The 15,924-nt window shown below is 67.6% G+C and carries 14 protein-coding genes and 1 pseudogene; 11 read left to right on the top strand and 4 right to left on the bottom strand.

Translation table 11 applies throughout. The features are described 5' to 3' along the window. The first annotated feature begins 51 nt into the window (after nt 1–51). The 6 genes and pseudogenes from QFZ60_RS18205 (at nt 52) to QFZ60_RS18180 (ending at nt 6,916) form a co-directional block, all read left to right on the top strand. Nucleotides 52–704 (top strand): annotated as a pseudogene (locus QFZ60_RS18205) (SIS domain-containing protein). After that, nucleotides 701–2,089: a PfkB family carbohydrate kinase gene (locus tag QFZ60_RS18200; RefSeq protein ID WP_307092307.1), complete on the top strand. Its 1,389-nt coding sequence runs from the start codon at nt 701–703 to the stop codon at nt 2,087–2,089. Before QFZ60_RS18205 ends, QFZ60_RS18200 begins: the two are co-directional and overlap by 4 nt. A gap of 63 nt (nt 2,090–2,152) precedes the next feature. After that, nucleotides 2,153–2,869 carry an SDR family oxidoreductase gene (locus QFZ60_RS18195; protein ID WP_307092305.1) on the top strand — a complete coding sequence of 239 codons (717 nt, stop codon included), beginning with the start codon at nt 2,153–2,155 and terminating at the stop codon, nt 2,867–2,869. Nucleotides 2,870–2,957: 88 nt separating this feature from the next. Then, the gene (locus QFZ60_RS18190; protein WP_307092303.1) at nt 2,958–4,415 is read left to right on the top strand and encodes an aldehyde dehydrogenase; all 1,458 of its coding nucleotides are present in this window, start codon (nt 2,958–2,960) and stop codon (nt 4,413–4,415) included. Beyond that, nucleotides 4,412–5,944, top strand: a complete 1,533-nt coding sequence (gene rfaE2, locus QFZ60_RS18185) for a D-glycero-beta-D-manno-heptose 1-phosphate adenylyltransferase (RefSeq protein WP_307092302.1) — start codon at nt 4,412–4,414, stop codon at nt 5,942–5,944. Before QFZ60_RS18190 ends, rfaE2 begins: the two co-directional genes overlap by 4 nt. A gap of 54 nt (nt 5,945–5,998) precedes the next feature. Next, nucleotides 5,999–6,916, top strand: coding sequence for a spermidine synthase (locus QFZ60_RS18180; RefSeq protein WP_307092299.1), 918 nt, complete (start codon nt 5,999–6,001; stop codon nt 6,914–6,916). A gap of 28 nt (nt 6,917–6,944) precedes the next feature. On the opposite strand, the gene QFZ60_RS18175 is transcribed toward QFZ60_RS18180, so the two are convergent. Continuing rightward, on the bottom strand, nt 6,945–7,862 hold the full coding sequence (locus tag QFZ60_RS18175) for a LysR family transcriptional regulator (RefSeq protein ID WP_307092298.1): 918 nt from the start codon (nt 7,860–7,862) through the stop codon (nt 6,945–6,947). Between the two features lie 127 nt (nt 7,863–7,989). On the opposite strand from QFZ60_RS18175, the gene QFZ60_RS18170 reads away from it, so the two are divergent. Next, nucleotides 7,990–9,369, top strand: coding sequence for an MFS transporter (locus QFZ60_RS18170; protein ID WP_307092297.1), 1,380 nt, complete (start codon nt 7,990–7,992; stop codon nt 9,367–9,369). A 90-nt stretch (nt 9,370–9,459) separates the two neighbouring features. Beyond that, nucleotides 9,460–10,209, top strand: coding sequence for a 3-hydroxybutyrate dehydrogenase (locus tag QFZ60_RS18165; protein ID WP_307092296.1), 750 nt, complete (start codon nt 9,460–9,462; stop codon nt 10,207–10,209). A 28-nt stretch (nt 10,210–10,237) separates the two neighbouring features. Here the strand turns inward: QFZ60_RS18165 and QFZ60_RS18160 are convergent, their stop codons facing one another. Together QFZ60_RS18160 and QFZ60_RS18155 are read right to left on the bottom strand one after the other, a co-directional pair. Next, complete coding sequence (locus QFZ60_RS18160; RefSeq protein ID WP_307092294.1) at nt 10,238–10,504, bottom strand: hypothetical protein; 267 nt, start codon at nt 10,502–10,504, stop codon at nt 10,238–10,240. Nucleotides 10,505–10,672: 168 nt separating this feature from the next. Continuing rightward, nucleotides 10,673–11,059 (bottom strand): helix-turn-helix domain-containing protein, encoded by a 387-nt coding sequence (locus tag QFZ60_RS18155; protein WP_307092293.1) that lies wholly within the window; start codon nt 11,057–11,059, stop codon nt 10,673–10,675. A 140-nt stretch (nt 11,060–11,199) separates the two neighbouring features. Here QFZ60_RS18155 and QFZ60_RS18150 point away from each other — a divergent pair, with 140 nt between their 5' ends. Further along, nucleotides 11,200–12,063, top strand: coding sequence for an SDR family oxidoreductase (locus QFZ60_RS18150; RefSeq protein WP_307092291.1), 864 nt, complete (start codon nt 11,200–11,202; stop codon nt 12,061–12,063). Nucleotides 12,064–12,127: 64 nt separating this feature from the next. Here QFZ60_RS18150 and QFZ60_RS18145 read toward each other — a convergent pair whose 3' ends face one another. Further along, complete coding sequence (locus tag QFZ60_RS18145; protein WP_307092290.1) at nt 12,128–13,618, bottom strand: amino acid permease; 1,491 nt, start codon at nt 13,616–13,618, stop codon at nt 12,128–12,130. 239 nt (nt 13,619–13,857) lie between these two features. Here QFZ60_RS18145 and QFZ60_RS18140 point away from each other — a divergent pair, with 239 nt between their 5' ends. Together QFZ60_RS18140 and QFZ60_RS18135 are read left to right on the top strand one after the other, a co-directional pair. Beyond that, a complete protein-coding gene (locus tag QFZ60_RS18140) occupies nt 13,858–14,832 on the top strand; it encodes an NAD(P)-dependent alcohol dehydrogenase (RefSeq protein ID WP_307092289.1) in 975 nt (324 codons plus the stop codon). Between the two features lie 158 nt (nt 14,833–14,990). Continuing rightward, nucleotides 14,991–15,818, top strand: coding sequence for an IclR family transcriptional regulator (locus QFZ60_RS18135; RefSeq protein ID WP_307092287.1), 828 nt, complete (start codon nt 14,991–14,993; stop codon nt 15,816–15,818). Nucleotides 15,819–15,924 lie beyond the last annotated feature (106 nt).

The raw sequence follows: 15,924 nt of genomic DNA, 5'->3' as shown, positions 1-15,924 counted from the left end.
GAAGCGTCCCTGCGACAGGCAGACCTCCGCACCCTGACTGCAGCCCCGTCGCTGCCTGCAGAGCTCCCCGGCGCCACGTTCGTGGATGCGGCGAGCGCCGACGCCGTGCGCACCCACCTGGACAACGTGGTTCCCGCCTTGGATTCGCTCCGCAGCCAGTCCGGCCGGCTCGCCGCCTGGGGCGTGGAGCTGGCGGCGCGCCTGCTGCGGGGGCAGCGGTTGCTGGCCGCCGGCAACGGCGGCTCAGCCGCGGAGGCGCAACACCTCACCGCCGAACTGGTGGGCCGGTTCGACAGCGAGCGCGGGTTCCGTTCTCCGCCATCTCCCTGCATGCCGAGTCGTCGGCGGTCACCGCGATCGCCAACGACTACGGCTATGACGAGGTCTTCGCCCGGCAGGTCCGGGCCCATGCCCGTTCCGGCGACGTGCTGATGCTGCTGTCCACCAGCGGCAAGAGCCCAAACCTGCTGCGCGCCGCGGAAACGGCGTCCCGGCTCAACGTGACCACCTGGGCGCTCACCGGTTGCGGACCGAACCCGCTGGCGGAGGCCTGCGATGAGGCCGTCATGATTGACGCCCTCAACGCCAACGCCCAGGAAGGGCACCTGATCGCCCTGCATGCCATCTGCCGGGCCTTCGACCTTGAAGTTGCGCGCCACACGCCGGCCGTTGTCCCCGGGTTCCCGAGAGGGGGCCGGCCATGAGGATCGTAGTTGTGGGCGACGTGATGCTCGACGTCGACCTTTCCGGTGAGGCCACCCGGCTGAGCCCGGACGCCCCCGTACCCGTGGTGGACGTTTCCGGCGTCCGCCGCCGTGCCGGCGGCGCAGGCCTGGTGGCACGCATGCTGGCGCAGGACGGCTGGCCCGTCACGCTGGTGACAGTCCTGGGCAATGACGACGCCGGCAGCCAGTTGCGTGCGCACCTCGCCGGGGTGCGGCTGGTCGCAGGGACCAGCGGCTATCCCTCGCCGGTCAAGACCAGGGTCCGGGCGGGTTCGCATCCGGTGGTCCGCTTTGACCAGGGCTGTGAAAAGACGCCGGTTCCGGATGTCAGCCCCGCCATGCTCCGCGCCGTGGAACATGCCGGTGTGGTCATCGTTGCGGACTACGGCAGGGGACTGGCTGCCAACCCGCAACTGCGGGACGTGCTGGCCCGGCTCGCCGGTGAGGTGCCGATTATCTGGGACCCGCACCCCTCGGGGCCGGAGCCCGTGCCCGGTGTGGCCGTGGTGACTCCGAACATTTCCGAAGCCACCAAGGCCGCCATCCAGGCCGGTCCCGGAAGCGCGGCTGGCTCGGCGGACGCCGTGGCGGAAATCCTGCTCAAGCGGTGGCGCAGCCAGGCTGTGCTGGTGACCAAGGGCGAGGAAGGGGCGGTCCTGTTGCGGCAGGGGGATACCGCTGCCCGTGCCGTTCCTGCGCCCCGCGTGGAGGCGGGTGATCCGTGCGGGGCAGGCGACCGCCTGGCAGCCAGCCTGGCCGTGCACCTTCTCGCCGGCCGGGACCTGCCCGACGCGGCGGCCTTGGCAGTGCATGACGCCGCGGATTTCCTGGCAGCCGGCGGAGTCTCGGCCCTGCCGGACACTGCAGATGCTGCCGCCGGGCATTCGGCGCCGGCCGCGGGCAGGCGGACCACCGAACCGCTGCTGCTGGCCCGCTCGGTGCGCGAAAGCGGCGGAAAAGTTGTTGCCACCGGCGGCTGCTTCGACCTGATCCATGCCGGCCACATCCGGTCCCTCACGGCAGCCCGCGAGCTGGGGGACTGCCTGATCGTGTGCCTCAACTCCGACGACTCGGTGCGGCGGCTCAAGGGGCCGGAGCGTCCCATCATCGGCCAGCACGACCGGGCGGAACTGCTCCTGGCGATGGAATGCGTGGACGCGGTGATGGTCTTTGACGAGGACACCCCCGAGGCCGCGCTGGACCGGCTTCGTCCCGACATCTGGGTCAAGGGCGGCGACTACAAGGGATCCCGGCTGCCGGAAGCGGACCTGGTGGAAAGCTGGGGCGGCCGTTGCCTCACCGTCCCCTTCCACCCCGCCCGCTCCACCACGGGCCTGGCGGACGCCCTCGCCAAGGTCAGCTGAACCGCCCCCGCCCGTTGATTTGTTTGCTCCATTTGACTTGTTTTCCCTCTTGAAAGGAACACCATGACTGCAGAAGCAACTGCAACCGCAACCACCACCCCCGGCCGCGTCCTGGTTACCGGAGGTGCCTCCGGACTCGGAGCCGCCGTCGTCGACGCCGTCCTCCGCTCAGGCGGCACCCCGGTGGTCCTGGACCGCGACATCAGGAGCGTCTCCGGCGTGAAGGCGTTCGAGGTGGACGTAGCGGACCGCGCGGCCGTGGAGAAGGCAGTCCGTGAAGCCGCGGAGACCCTGGGCGGCCTGGACGCGGTGGTTACGGCCGCGGGGATCGACCGCTGCGGCAAGCTCGCCGACGTAGAGGCAACCGAGTGGGAAAAGGTCATCGGGGTGAACCTGATGGGCACCGTTTCCGTGGTGCGCGCCGCCCTGCCCTACCTCAAGGAAACCCACGGCCGCGTGGTGACGGTGGCGTCCACCCTGGGCAAGCGCGCCGTGGCTGATGCCACGGCCTACTGCGCCTCCAAATTCGGTGTGGTGGGGTTCAGCCACGCACTGGCCGCGGAAACCGGCGGCGAAATCGGCGTCACCACCATGATCCCCGGCGGCATGAAGACCAGGTTCTTCGACGACCGCACCGAACAGTACAAGCCGCAGGACGATTCCCGGCTCAACGACCCCGCCAACACTGCGCAGGCCATCCTGTTCGCCCTTAACCAGCCCACCGGCTGCGAGGTCCGCGAAATGCTGATCTGCCACGAGGAAGAGGGCTCCTGGCCCTAAGCCGTCACCGGCCACAACACCCTTGACGGCTGTAGCCGAACCAGCGACATTACGACATATCCAGCACTTGAAAGGCGGGAGGAACACCATGCCCACCACAGCCACTGAAACAACCGCAGGCAACCAGACAGCCGAGGGCTCCGGCATCACCATCCAGGATCCGCGCACCGGTGAAGTGCTTTGGACGGTGCCCGAAGCGGGGCCGGAGGCAGTCAGCCATGCCGTCAGCGTGGCGCGCGGTGAGGCAGCGGGCTGGGCGGCAACTGCACCTGCCGAGCGGGGCGCAGCCCTCAAGGCGGCCGCCAAAGCCCTGGCGGCAGCGGCCCAGGAGCTCGCGGGGCTGAACGCCAGCGAAACCGGCCGCCCGGAGGACGAAGCCCTGGCAGGTATTGCCGCCGGTGTTTCCACCCTGGAGCAGTATGCGGAACTGGGTCCGGTCCACCGTGGCCACAGCCTCCGCGGCAACCGGCTGGCCTCGGACTACACCCGGGCCGAACCCCGGGGCGTGGCCGTCCTGCTGACGCCGTGGAACGATCCGGTGGCTGTGGCCTGCGGGCTGATCGGCGCCGCACTGGTCACGGGCAACACCGTCATCCACAAGCCCAGCGAGCGCTGCCCCCGGCTGGGGGAGGCGCTGGGCGAGGTCCTGGCACCGGCGTTTCCAGCCGGCGTGTTCCAGACCATCTCCGGCGGCGCCGATGTGGGTGCGTCGCTGTCGCAGGCTGAGGTGGACGTGATCGCGCACGTGGGGTCAAGCGCGTCCGGTGCACGGATCGCGCGGGCCGCTGCGCTCACCGGCGCGCATGTGCTCAGGGAAAACGGCGGCAACGATCCCCTGCTGGTGGACCGCGACGTGGACCCCGGGTGGGCCGCGCAGCAGGCTGCCATTGGGGCTTTCAGCAACAGCGGCCAGATTTGCACGTCCGTGGAACGGATCTACGTGCACAAGGACATCGCCGCCGAGTTCTGCAAAGCCCTGGAGGCGGAGGCCGCACTCCGGAACAACAGCGGCAGCGTGGCGCCGCTGGTTGACCTGCGGATGCGCGACGCCGTCCATGCCCACGTCACCGACGCCCTGGCCCAGGGGGCGCGGACGCTTGAGGGCGGTGCGCTTCCGGACGGACCGGGCTCGTTCTACCCGGCCACCGTCCTGCTGGACTGCACCGAAACCATGCAGGTCATGACCGAGGAAACGTTCGGGCCCGTGGCTCCGGTGCAGGTGGTGGACACGTTCGACGACGGCCTGCGCCTGGCGTGCAGCGGCAGGTACGGACTGGCTGCGACCGTCCTGAGCAGCAACATCGCGCACATCCAGCAGGCAGTGGCCGCACTCCCGGTGGGGACCGTAAAGGTGAACGCGGTGTTCGGCGGTGCCCCCGGCGGCGCAGCCCAGCCCCGCGGCGAGAGCGGCGCCGGGTTCGGCTACGGGCCCGAACTCCTGGACGAGTTCAGCCAGGTCAAGGTGGTGCACATTGCGGCGCCGCCCGCGGCCGGCTCCGGGGATGGCGCGGATTCCATCAGCAGTGAAGGACAGGACCTGCCATGAGTGAGTCCCCCGAATCAATCGACCTGTCCACCCAGCGGGCACTGTCCGACTGGCTCCCCGGCCGGCTCGCCGCGGAACAGCCCTCCATCCTGGTCATCGGCGACGTGATGCTCGATGGCTGGTGGAGCGGCAGCATCGAGCGGCTCTGCCGGGAAGCTCCCGCCCCCGTAGTTGACATCCAGTCCCGCGAATCGGTTCCCGGCGGCGCAGCAAACACCGCCATGAACCTCGCCGCCCTGGGAGCGAAGGTGTCCGTGGCAGGCATCATCGGCTCCGACGACGCCGGTGAGGACCTCCGCGGACAGCTTGCCGCCGCAGGCATCGATGTCCAATACCTGCTCACCCACCCGGACATGGTGACCACCACCAAGATCCGGATCAGCAGCGGCGGACAGGTGATGCTGCGCCTCGATGACGCGGCCCGGACTGTCCCGGCCGACGCGCTGGCCGCGCTCGCCGCCTCGGTGCGTGCCGCCGTCGAACGCCAGGACGCCGTGCTGGTGTGCGACTACGGAACCGGCGTGGTGGCGGACCCTGTCCGCACGGCACTTGCCCGCGTCCTCGGACCTGACGCCGCCGGCGGGAACCGTCCGCTGGTGGTGGTTGACGCCCACGATCCGCGGCCCTGGGCCACAGTGCGGCCCGACCTGGTGACCCCGAATGCACAGGAAACCGCCCGGCTCCTGGACCGGAAACTGCCGGAAGGGCAGGAACGGGTGGAGGCCGTGGCCGCGGAGTCTGCGGCACTGTTGCAGGAAACCGGTGCGCAGGCCGTTGTGGTCACCCTTGACCGGGACGGAACCGTGCTGTTGATGCCCGACGGCGTGCGGCACCGGACGTGGGCGCGGCCGGCCGCTGAGAAGCAGGCTTCCGGGGCAGGGGACACCTTCGTGGCTGCCCTCACCCTGGCCCGTGCGGCCGGGCTGCCGCTGACCGCCAGCCTCGACCTGGCCCAGTCGGCCGCTGACGTGGTGGTCCACCAGCCAGGCACCTCCGTGTGCAGCACCGCCCAGCTCAGCCGGTACCTGGAGGCCTTCGCCGATACCGCGTTGACCGGGGACGAGCTGGAGCGGCAGATCGAGGTGCACCGCGCGCAGGGGCAGCGGATCGTGCTGACCAACGGCTGCTTCGACGTGCTGCACAGCGGCCACACCAGGTACCTTAACCAGGCCAAGCAGCTGGGCGACATCCTGGTGGTGGCACTGAACAGCGATGATTCGGTGCGCAGGCTCAAGGGCCCGGGCAGGCCCATCAACAATATGGCGGACCGGGCCGCGGTGGTGGCCGCGCTCAGTTGCGTGGACTACGTGACGGTGTTCGACACCCCCACGGCCACCCCGCTCATCAGGCGGCTCCGGCCCGAGGTCTACGCCAAGGGCGGGGACTACACGCCCGAGATGCTGGCGGAGACCCCGGCGGTGGAGGAGTACGGCGGCCGGGTAGCCATCCTCGACTACGTCGCTGAACGGTCCACCACCGCCGTGGTGAAACGGATCCGCGACGGCGAAGGGGCAGTGCCCACGAACTAAAGGCCCGGTGCCCACCAACTAAGGTTGAAGCATGACAGAAGCGCGGCACGGGTAATGGCAAAACGCGGAAAGTCAGGCGGCCGGAACAGCATCCGTGCAGTGGCTGGTGTGGTGGACGTGCCCGCGGGCTCCCGCCAAAGCGGCCCCGTGGAGGGCGTCTACTACATCGACACCGGTGACTGCGAGCTGGTGGCGGACCAGGACAACTCCACCGGCTGGCTCCTGAAGATCAACGGGGTCATGAGCTCGCACATCGACCTCGCCGATCCGTTGTTCCTGGACTTCGAGTACATGCGGTGGATGGCGGCGCTCATCGAGTCCCGCTGGCCGCCGTCGGACGCGTCGTCGGCAAGGCTGCGCGGGCTGCACCTGGGCGGCGGCGCCTGCTCCATGGCACGCTACTTCGCCGCAGCCTACCCGGACGCGCGCCAGGTGGTGGTGGAACTGGACGGGAAGCTCGCCGAGTACGTCCGCAACTGGTTCGACCTTCCCAAGGCGCCCCTGCTCCGGATCCGGGTCGGCGAGGCCCGCGCGGTGACGGAGACCCTGACGGCCCACACCCGGGATTTCATCACGCGCGACGTCTTTGCCGGCGCCCACACCCCGCGCCCGCTGACAACCATGGAATTCAACCGGCACGTCAAACGGGTCCTGGCCCCGGGCGGCCTGTACGTGGCCAATTCCGGTGACGCCCCCGACCTCCGGAACGCCCGGGAGGACGCTGCCACCATCGCGGCCGCCTTCAGGCACACGGTGATCATCGCCGATCCCGCCATGCTGAAGGGCCGGCGGTACGGGAACATGGTGATGGCGGGCAGCGACGAGCCGATCGGTGACGACCCCCAGCTCCGCCGCCGGCTGCTGGGCGGTGCGGTGCCGGCGCACCTCTGGGACGATGCCCAGGTCCGGGCCTTCGCCGCCGGGGCGCCGGTCCGCCACGACCCGCCGTCACCCCCATCGATTGCTGAGTAGCTGCCGTTTTGGGCGCTGAAAACGGCAGTTACTCAGCAATCGATGAAGCTTTGCCTTTTCCCAGGAGCGCTTCGCGGTGCTCCGCCATGCGTTCCCGGAGGGCCTGCACGACGGCGGCCACGGCAGGGCGGCGCAGCGAATCCGGGCGCAGGACCAGCCAGTAGGGGAGGAGCTCGCCGATCTTGTCGGGCAGCAGCCGGACCAGGTCATCGTGCAGGTCGGCCATGAAGCACGGCAGGAACCCGACGCCCGCCCCGGCCCTGGTGGCCTCCACGTGGACGAACACGTTGGTGGAGGTGAGGCCGTCCCGCATGGCCGGAACCAGCCGCCGCGGCGCGTCGAGGTCGTCCACCTGCAGCATTGAGTCCACGAAGTAGACCAGCGGGTGCGTATTGAGTTCGGTCACGGTGGCCGGGGTTCCGTGCTCGGCAAGGTAGGCCCGGGAGGCGTACATGCCCAAGCGGTATTCGCCCAGCCGGATGGCTTCCGCGCGATGCACCTGCGGCTCGCCCACCACCACCTCGATGTCCAGCCCGGACCGCTGCTGCAGGGCGCGGCGGGTCATGGTCACTACCTCCACGCTCAGGCCCGGATGGTCCCGGCGCAGGCGCGCCACGGCCGGGGCGGCAATATAGGCGCTGAAGCCGTCCGTCGCCGTCATTCGCACGACGCCGGTAATCGGGTCGGGTGCCTGGCCCGCCGGTCCCAGCGTGCCCAGCACCTCCTCCACCTGTTCCGCCGCCCGCACGGCCCGTTCGCCAAGCTCCGTCAGTTCCCAGCCGCCCGCGGCCCGGGACAGCACCCGGCCGCCGAGCGCTTTCTCAAGGGCGGCGATCCTGCGGGAAACCGTGGTGTGGTTCAAGCCCAGCGCCTGCGCCGCCGTCGTGAACTTTGCGGAGCGTGACACCGCGAGCAGGACCAGGAGGTCATCAGGGTTGGCATTCATATCTGCAATTGTGCACAGGTTTGGTGCCGCTTTGGGCATTGAAGTGCCTAGATTGTGCAGCAATACTCATCTGAGTCACTTGTGCTGGAGATCACAGCACGTGTCAATGTGGACACTAGGAGAAACCATGAGCGTAGAGCAGCGCCGGGCCAACGAGGCCGGGCATGCACCCAAAGGATCAGGACTGAAGAAAATCGTTGCCGCCTCCATGGTGGGGACGGTGGTGGAGTGGTACGAGTTCTTCCTTTACGCCACCGCCGCCACCCTGGTCTTCGGCAAGTACTTCTTCCCCGCCACCGGCAATGAGCTGGACGGGATCATCCAGGCCTTCCTCACCTACGCCGTGGGCTTCATCGCCCGGCCGCTCGGTGGCATTGTCTTTGGGCAGATCGGCGACAAGCTGGGCCGCAAGCCCACCCTGCAGCTCACCATCGTGATCATCGGCGTGTCCACGTTCCTGATGGGCTGCCTCCCCGGCTTCGCGGACATCGGCTACCTGGCTCCCGCCCTGCTGGTGTTCCTGCGGTTCATCCAGGGCTTCGCGCTGGGCGGCGAATGGGGCGGGGCAGTCCTGCTCGTGGCCGAACACAGCCCGAACAAGACCCGGGCCTTCTGGTCCAGCTGGCCGCAGGCCGCCGTCCCGGTGGGCAACCTGCTGGCCACCCTGGTGCTGTACATCATGTCCACCACCCTCAGCAGCGAAGCGTTCCTGGGCTGGGGCTGGCGCGTGGCCTTCTGGCTCTCGGCCGTGATCGTCTTCGTGGGTTATTACATCCGCACGCACGTCAGTGAAGCGCCCATCTTCCTCGAAGCCAAGGAACTGGTGGAAAAGGAACAGGCCGTCAGCTACGGCGTGTTCGAGGTGGTCCGCAAGTACCCCAAGGGCATCTTCCAGGCCATGGGGCTGCGGTTCGCGGAAAACATCATGTACTACCTGGTGGTCAGCTTCGCGATTGTCTACCTCAAGAGCGTGCACAAATACGACACGTCATCGCTGCTGCTGGCACTGCTGATCGCCCACGTCATCCACTTCGCCGTCATCCCCCAGTACGGCCGCCTGGCGGACCGGATCGGCCGAAAGCCCGTCTACCTGGCCGGCGCCATCCTGGGGGCCACCTGGCCGTTCTTCGCCTTCCCCATGTTCGACACCCGGAACGCAGTGGTCATCGTCCTTGCCGTCACCATCGGCCTGTGCCTGCACGGCCTGATGTACGCAGGGCAGCCGGCCATCATGGCCGAGATGTTCCCCACCCGCATGCGGTACTCCGGCGCCTCCCTCGGTTCCCAGGTCACCTCCATCTTCGCCGGCTCGCTGGCGCCGCTGCTGGCCACCCAGTGGCTCAAGGACACCGGCTCCTGGGTGCCAACCGCCATCTACCTGGTGGTGGCCTGCGGCATCACCTGCGTGGCCGTCCTGAGCCTGAAGGAAACCAAGGGCATCGCCCTGGAGGACGTGGACAAGGAAGACGCCGCCCGCGAGGGACTGCTCAGCGCCACGCACCGCTGAGCCGCTGCTGGACTGGCACGGCCGGGCATGGCCATGCCGCCTCCTGAATTATTGCTGATGGACCGTTCGGGCGCACAAAGGAGAACTGCCATGGACAACACGTTGAATGGACGCAAGGCGCTGGTCACCGGCGGTGCCAGCGGAATCGGCGCTGCGTGCGTGCGCGCGCTTGCCGCACGGGGAGCGAAAGTGGTGGTGGCCGACGTCGACTCCGCCGCTGCGGCGGCGCTCGCCGATGAGGTGGGCGGCACCGCGTGGAGCGTGGACCTGCTGGACGTTGACGCCCTGTCCACCCTCAGCCTGGACTGCGACATCCTGGTGAACAATGCCGGGATCCAGCGCATCAGCCCCATTGAGGAGTTCGATCCCGCGGAGTTCCGCAGGATCATCACCCTGATGCTGGAGGCCCCGTTCCTGTTGATCCGGGCGGCGCTGCCGCACATGTACGCCAACAGGTTCGGCCGCATCATCAATATCTCCTCGGTGCACGGTATCCGTGCCTCCCCGTTCAAGAGCGCGTATGTCTCCGCCAAGCATGGCCTGGAAGGGCTGAGCAAGGTGACGGCGCTGGAGGGCGGGGAGCACGGTGTCACCTCGAACTGCGTGAACCCCGGCTACGTGCGCACGCCGCTGGTGGAAAAGCAGCTCGCGGACCAGGCCCAGGTGCACGGCATTCCCGAGTCCGAGGTCCTTGCCAAGGTGATGCTCACCGAGTCCGCCATCAAGCGCCTGGTGGAGCCTGAAGAGGTGGCCTCCCTGGTGTCCTGGCTCGCTTCCCCGGATGCGGGCATGGTCACCGGCGCCAGCTACACCATGGATGGAGGCTGGTCCGCGCGCTAGGCCCGGCTGGGCCGGCCCCGCGCCAACCTCAATCCAGGGGTTTGACCAGCCGGTGGTCGAAGAAGAAGACGCCGTAGGTGGTCTTCACCCCCACCGAACGCCGGTCCCGCCATACGACGACCCCTTCGCGCCTGCCGCTGAAGGGGTCGTCGCCGATGACAGTGTCACCCACGCGGTAAGGGCACCGCGGGCTGAAGGTGTCCAGCGTCCGGCGCATGGCCCGGGCCAGGGCATCGCCGACGCTGAGCGGCTGGCCCAAATGCGAAAGATCCGGTGCGTAGTCGTCCCTGGCCATGTGACCAACTCCTCCAGGCGGCAGCCTGCCGCCCGCTAACGGTGGTGGTTGGCCGGAACGCTCCCAGCGGAGGATGGTCCTCCCATTCCGGCCGCCACCGTACGCCCACGCTAGGCGCTAATCACACCAGCAACATCAGTAACAGGTACTCGAGTTCCGGGAAGGGCATTACTTGCTCTCTGGAACTCCGTTGATGATCTCCTCGGCGTTGTCGAATGCCCATGCCACGAGCGGCACCAGGAGGGCACTCAATTCGTAGCCCCGCTCCGTGAGGCTGTAATCCACCCGGGGCGGGATGACCGGCTGGGCCTTCCTGCTGACCAGGCCGTCACGCTCCAGTGTCTTAAGCGTCTGGGCCAGCATTTTTTCGCTGATGCCCTCGGCCCGCCGCCGTAGGTCGCTCCACCGCTGGTCGCCCTCGGACAGCGCAATCAGGATCAGGACGCCCCATTTGCTGGTGATGTGGTCCAGCAGGGTCCGGCTGGGGCACCCGGCAGGGAAGACGCCGTCGGCAAAAGCTTGGGGGAGGGGAGCCGCATGCGGCGCTGTTTCCATGTGCACAAGCTTACCGGAAGTACTGTTACTTACTCCTAGGTCAGTACCTTACCTCAAAGTGCGTACTCTCCATCGGGAAGTTCTGCCGCCGCGCCATGGTTGTGCCCTTCGACAGAGTAAAACCCCCGAAAGGAACCATCGTGAGCATTGTCGTGACAGGCGCCACCGGACAGCTGGGCCGCCACGTTCTTGAAGCCCTCCTCGAGCAGGGTGTACCGGCGGGGGATATCGTGGCTGCCGGCCGGTCAGTGGAAAAGCTGGCGGGCTTCGCTGCACGCGGGGTACGCGTGGAGCAGATGGACTACGCCGATGCCGCTTCCGTGGCCGCCGCCCTCAAGGGCGCCAAGCGGGTGCTGCTGATCTCCGGCAGCGAAGTGGGACAGCGGGTGGAACAGCACCGCACCGTGATTGATGCCGCCAAGGCCGAAGGCGTGGAGCTGCTGGCCTACACCAGCATCGCCAATGCGGACACCACGTCCATGAAGCTGGCCGGCGAACACAAGGCCACCGAGGCGCTGCTGCGCGAATCCGGTGTCCCCTTCGTCCTGCTGCGCAACGGCTGGTACCTGGAAAACTACACGGAGCAGCTGCCGGGGACGCTCGCGCAGGGCGCGCTCGCGGGCAGTGCCGGGGAGGGCAAGGTCAGCGGCGCCGCACGGGCCGACTACGCCCATGCCGCCGCCGCGGTCCTCGTGGCCGATGACCAGGCGGGCAGGGTCTACGAGCTCGGCGGCGATGAGGCGTTCAGCATGGCGGACCTCGCCTCCGAGATCAGCGCAGCCACCGGAAAGACCATCAGCTACAACGACCTGCCCGCGGACGACTACGTTGGCCTGCTCACCGGCGTTGGCGTGCCGGAGGCGTTCGCAAAGATCCTTGCTGATTCCGATCTCGGCATTGCGCGCGGTGACCTCCTGGTCAGCAGCGGCGATCTCCGGAAGCTCATTGGGCGTCCGACGACGTCCCTCAGCCAGGCGGTCCGGTCTGCCGCCGCTTCGGCATAAGGCCGGAAGACAAAGGTGCCCGGCCCCTTGCGGGGCCGGGCACCTTTTGCGTCACGGGGCGTGCCTACCCGCCGTCGCGGGCAGTCCTGACCACCGGCAGCGGCGACGTCTGGTCCTCAAGGTGGGCCCGTCGTCGGCCGTCACCTTTGATCCACAGGCGGTAGGCCACCACCAGCAGTCCCAGCCAGGCGGCACCCACGTACAGGGCAATCCGGGTGTCCTCGAAGGCACCCAGGACGGCGATCACCAGCACCATGAACGCGATGGTGAGGACCGACGCGGCAGGCCACCACGGGGACGGGAATTCCGACGCCGGCAGGCCGCCGCGGGCGATTTCCCGCTTCATGGCGACATGGGACGCGAGGATCATCACCCACACCCACACCGTGGCGAAGGTGGCAATCGAGGCAATCACCAGGAAGACATCCTCCGGAATGACGGCGTTGAGGACCACGCCCACCAGGAGGATCCCCGCCATCATGACCACGGTCATCCAGGGGACGCCGTGCCGGGAGACCTTGCCGAAGGCGGCCGGCGCGTGGCCCTGGTTGGAGAGTCCGAAGAGGATCCGGCCGGCGCCGAAGATGTCGCTGTTGATGGCGGAGAGCGCGGCGGTAATCACCACGGCGTTCAGGATGTGCGGGGCCGCGGGAATGCCCAGCCCGCTGAAAATCTGGACGAAGGGACTGCCGTTGCTGCCGATCTGGTCCCACGGGAAGAGGCTCATCAGGACTCCCAGGGTGAGGACGTAGAACAGCAGGACGCGAACGGGGACGGTGTTGACTGCCTTGGGGATGACCTTCTTGGGGTCGGCGGCCTCGCCGGCGGTGATGCCGAGGGTCTCGATCCCGCCGAAGGCGAACATGACCACGGCGAAGGAAGCGAGCAGCCCTTCAAAGCCGAACGGGAGGAAGCCGCCATGCTCCACGAGGTTGCCCAGGCCGGGGGTGACGGTTGAACCGGCGGCCTGGAAGCCGAAGACGATGATGGCAGCGCCGCCGGCGATCATGGCGATGATGGCCGCGACCTTGATGAGCGAGAACCAGAACTCGAGTTCGCCGAAGACCTTGACGCTCAGCAGGTTAAGCCCGGCCAGGAAGAAGATGATCGCCAGGATCCAGATCCACCGGTCCACCTGCGGGAACCAGAAGCCCATGTAGATGCTGAAGGCGGTGACATCCGCGATGGCTACGATGGCCATTTCGAACACGTAGGTCCAGCCGGTGATGAAGCCTGCCAGCGGGCCGAGGTAGCGGCTGGCGTATTGGCCGAAGGAGCCGGAGACCGGGTGCCGGACGGCCATTTCGCCCAAGGCCCGCATCACCATGAAGACCGCGGCGCCACCGATGATGTAGGCCAGCAGGACGGCCGGGCCGGCTTTCTGGATGGCGGAGGCGGAGCCATAGAACAGGCCGGTGCCGATGGCCGATCCCAGGGCCATGAAGCGGATGTGCCGCACGTTCAGGCCCCTGTTGAGGACGTGTCCGACGACGGCCGTTGGGTTGTGCTTTTCCGCCGCGGTTTCGTTCCGGGTTGGGGTTGGAGCTGGTTGCATGCAAATACCTTCTCGTCATTGGGAGGGGAGCCGCTAACCAGCAGACCATTTTCGGGTGCACCGTGATGAGGCTCACGGCGGGTTGGTGTCTTTCATTCCAGACGAACAGTTTCTTTCCCGACCGCCCCGCACACCCCTTGACCCGACTCCGGCTATTCCATACCGTGAGGGGCCGCCGGTAACCGGGCGGATGCGCTGCTTCACGCTGTGCCCCCGTACCAGCAGCCCGAAGGAGACCGATGATGAAAGCAATCGTGCAGGACGCCTATGGATCGGCAGACGTGCTGGAGCTGCGGGACGTCGCCCGGCCAGAGCCCGGCGACGGTGAGGTGCTGATCCGGGTGCGGGCAGCGGGCGTGGACCAGGGCGTGTGGCACTTAATGACCGGGCTGCCGTACCTGGTCCGGCTTTTCGGCTACGGCCTGAAGAAGCCGAAAGTTCCCATCCGCGGCCGGGAAGTGGCCGGCGTGGTGGAAGCGGTGGGGCCTGGGATGACCCGTTTTTCTCCTGGGGACGATGTGTTCGGGACCTGTGAGGGATCTTTTGCCGAGTACGTCTGCGCCAAGGAGGACAAGGTGGCCCGCAAGCCGGCCCGCCTCTCCTTCGAGGAAGCGGCGGCTTCGCCGATTTCCGGCGTCACCGCCCTGCAGGCTGTCCGCGACGCCGGCCAGGTCACGGTCGGCCAGAAGGTGCTGATCCTTGGCGCGGGCGGGGGAGTAGGCTCCTTTGCAGTCCAGCTGGCCAAGGCGTTTGGAGCAGAGGTGACTGGTGTGTGCAGCACCGGCAAGGTGGAGCTGGTGCGTTCCCTCGGGGCGGATGCCGTCATCGACTACACCAAGACGTATATCGCGGACGCCGGAAAGGTATACGACCTTATCCTGGACGCGGCCGGCAACCGGCCGCTGTCTTTCCTGCGCCGCCTGCTCGCACCCAGGGGCACCCTGGTGATCATTGGCGGCGAAGGCGGCGGCAAGCTGACCGGCGGATTTGAACGGTCCCTTGTTGCCCCACTGGTCTCCCTGTTTTCCGGCCGGAGGTACAAGGGGCTTGTGGCAAAGGAAACGCACCTGGATCTGGAGGCTCTTGCATCGCTGATGGAAGCCGGCAGCGTCCAGCCCGCGGTGGATAAGGTCGTTCCCCTTGCCGAAGCGCCGGCGGCCGTTCAGTACCTCCATGAGGGGCGGGCGCGCGGCAAAGTTGTGCTCAGCGTCTGAGCGGGGCCAAGTGAACCACATGGTCCCGAAGGCAGGGTGATGAAGCGTCTGGTATTTCAGACAGCCGGAGCCTTTGGGTGAACTTTGAAAGCCGGGGGAGGGCGCAAGCTTAAGTACGGGATACCGGACATTGCTACCCAGAAAGAATCTTCCAGGCCATGAGCACTGTACTAAGCGCGGACAGCCAGGCGCCCCGCGCCGCGGTCAAGGCGTCGTCTAAAGTTCCTGCCGCCGAGAACACGCTGCGCATCCTCAAACTGCTGGCTTCGCGGCGTGGCCCCATGGCGGCATCCCAGATCGCGTCCAGCCTCGACCTGCCAAGGTCCAGTGTCTACCACCTGCTGGGGGTGATGGAGGCCAATGGCTTCGTCCTCCATCTCCATGAGGAGCAGCGGTACGGGCTCGGCATCAGTGCGTTCGAACTCAGTTCGGCGTACTCCCGGCAGGAGCCGCTGTCCCGGCTGGGACGCCCCCTGCTGGCCGGTTTGGTGGACACTATCGGCGAGAGTGCACACCTTGCCGTCCTGCATGGCCGCGACGTCCTGTACATCGTGGAGGAGCGGGCCAAGAACCGTCCTTCCCTGGTGACGGACGTCGGCGTCAGGCTTCCCAGCCACCTCACTGCCAGCGGTCGCGCCATCCTGGCAGCGTTGCCCAAATCGCAGGTGCGCGCCCTGTACCCGAACGCGGCCGCCTTCACCGCCCGGCACGAGGTGGAGGGCGCCATCATGAAGTATTCCGCGCTGTCCTCCCACCTCGACCAGGTGAGGCAGCGCGGATATGCCACCGAACACGGCGAGGTGACCCCCGGCTTCGGCTCCATTGCCGCCGCCGTCACCGACCATCTGGGCTGGCCCACCGCCGCCGTCGCAGTCACCTTCCTGGAGGACAAACTGCCCCAGGACCAGTGGCCGGTGCTGGCCGCCCGCGTGCAGAAAGTGGCCGACGAACTCTCCCTCCGCATCCACGGACGCCCGGTCAAATAGGGCTGGTCAAAAGGAAGGCCGGGGCTTGTCTGGTACTCCGGACAGCACCCCCTTGAAAGCCCTGTGAAGCCACTTCTCCAGGCGCTTTAGTTGTTACAGAACTTCT

This window comes from Arthrobacter sp. B2I5, from assembly GCF_030816735.1.
Lineage (GTDB): Bacteria > Actinomycetota > Actinomycetes > Actinomycetales > Micrococcaceae > Arthrobacter.
The sequence above is the reverse complement of the archived record's forward strand: the minus strand, read 5'-3'. Positions and strand labels throughout refer to the sequence as shown.

What these genes read in the sequence shown, in the direction of transcription:
- QFZ60_RS18200 (WP_307092307.1), top strand. Translation starts at nt 701, where the DNA reads ATGAGGATCGTAGTTGTGGGCGACGTGATGCTCGACGTCGACCTTTCC.
- QFZ60_RS18195 (WP_307092305.1), top strand. Translation starts at nt 2,153, where the DNA reads ATGACTGCAGAAGCAACTGCAACCGCAACCACCACCCCCGGCCGCGTC.
- QFZ60_RS18190 (WP_307092303.1), top strand. Translation starts at nt 2,958, where the DNA reads ATGCCCACCACAGCCACTGAAACAACCGCAGGCAACCAGACAGCCGAG.
- rfaE2 (WP_307092302.1), top strand. Translation starts at nt 4,412, where the DNA reads ATGAGTGAGTCCCCCGAATCAATCGACCTGTCCACCCAGCGGGCACTG.
- QFZ60_RS18180 (WP_307092299.1), top strand. Translation starts at nt 5,999, where the DNA reads ATGGCAAAACGCGGAAAGTCAGGCGGCCGGAACAGCATCCGTGCAGTG.
- QFZ60_RS18175 (WP_307092298.1), bottom strand. Translation starts at nt 7,862, where the DNA reads ATGAATGCCAACCCTGATGACCTCCTGGTCCTGCTCGCGGTGTCACGC.
- QFZ60_RS18170 (WP_307092297.1), top strand. Translation starts at nt 7,990, where the DNA reads ATGAGCGTAGAGCAGCGCCGGGCCAACGAGGCCGGGCATGCACCCAAA.
- QFZ60_RS18165 (WP_307092296.1), top strand. Translation starts at nt 9,460, where the DNA reads ATGGACAACACGTTGAATGGACGCAAGGCGCTGGTCACCGGCGGTGCC.
- QFZ60_RS18160 (WP_307092294.1), bottom strand. Translation starts at nt 10,504, where the DNA reads ATGGCCAGGGACGACTACGCACCGGATCTTTCGCATTTGGGCCAGCCG.
- QFZ60_RS18155 (WP_307092293.1), bottom strand. Translation starts at nt 11,059, where the DNA reads ATGGAAACAGCGCCGCATGCGGCTCCCCTCCCCCAAGCTTTTGCCGAC.
- QFZ60_RS18145 (WP_307092290.1), bottom strand. Translation starts at nt 13,618, where the DNA reads ATGCAACCAGCTCCAACCCCAACCCGGAACGAAACCGCGGCGGAAAAG.
- QFZ60_RS18140 (WP_307092289.1), top strand. Translation starts at nt 13,858, where the DNA reads ATGATGAAAGCAATCGTGCAGGACGCCTATGGATCGGCAGACGTGCTG.
- QFZ60_RS18135 (WP_307092287.1), top strand. Translation starts at nt 14,991, where the DNA reads ATGAGCACTGTACTAAGCGCGGACAGCCAGGCGCCCCGCGCCGCGGTC.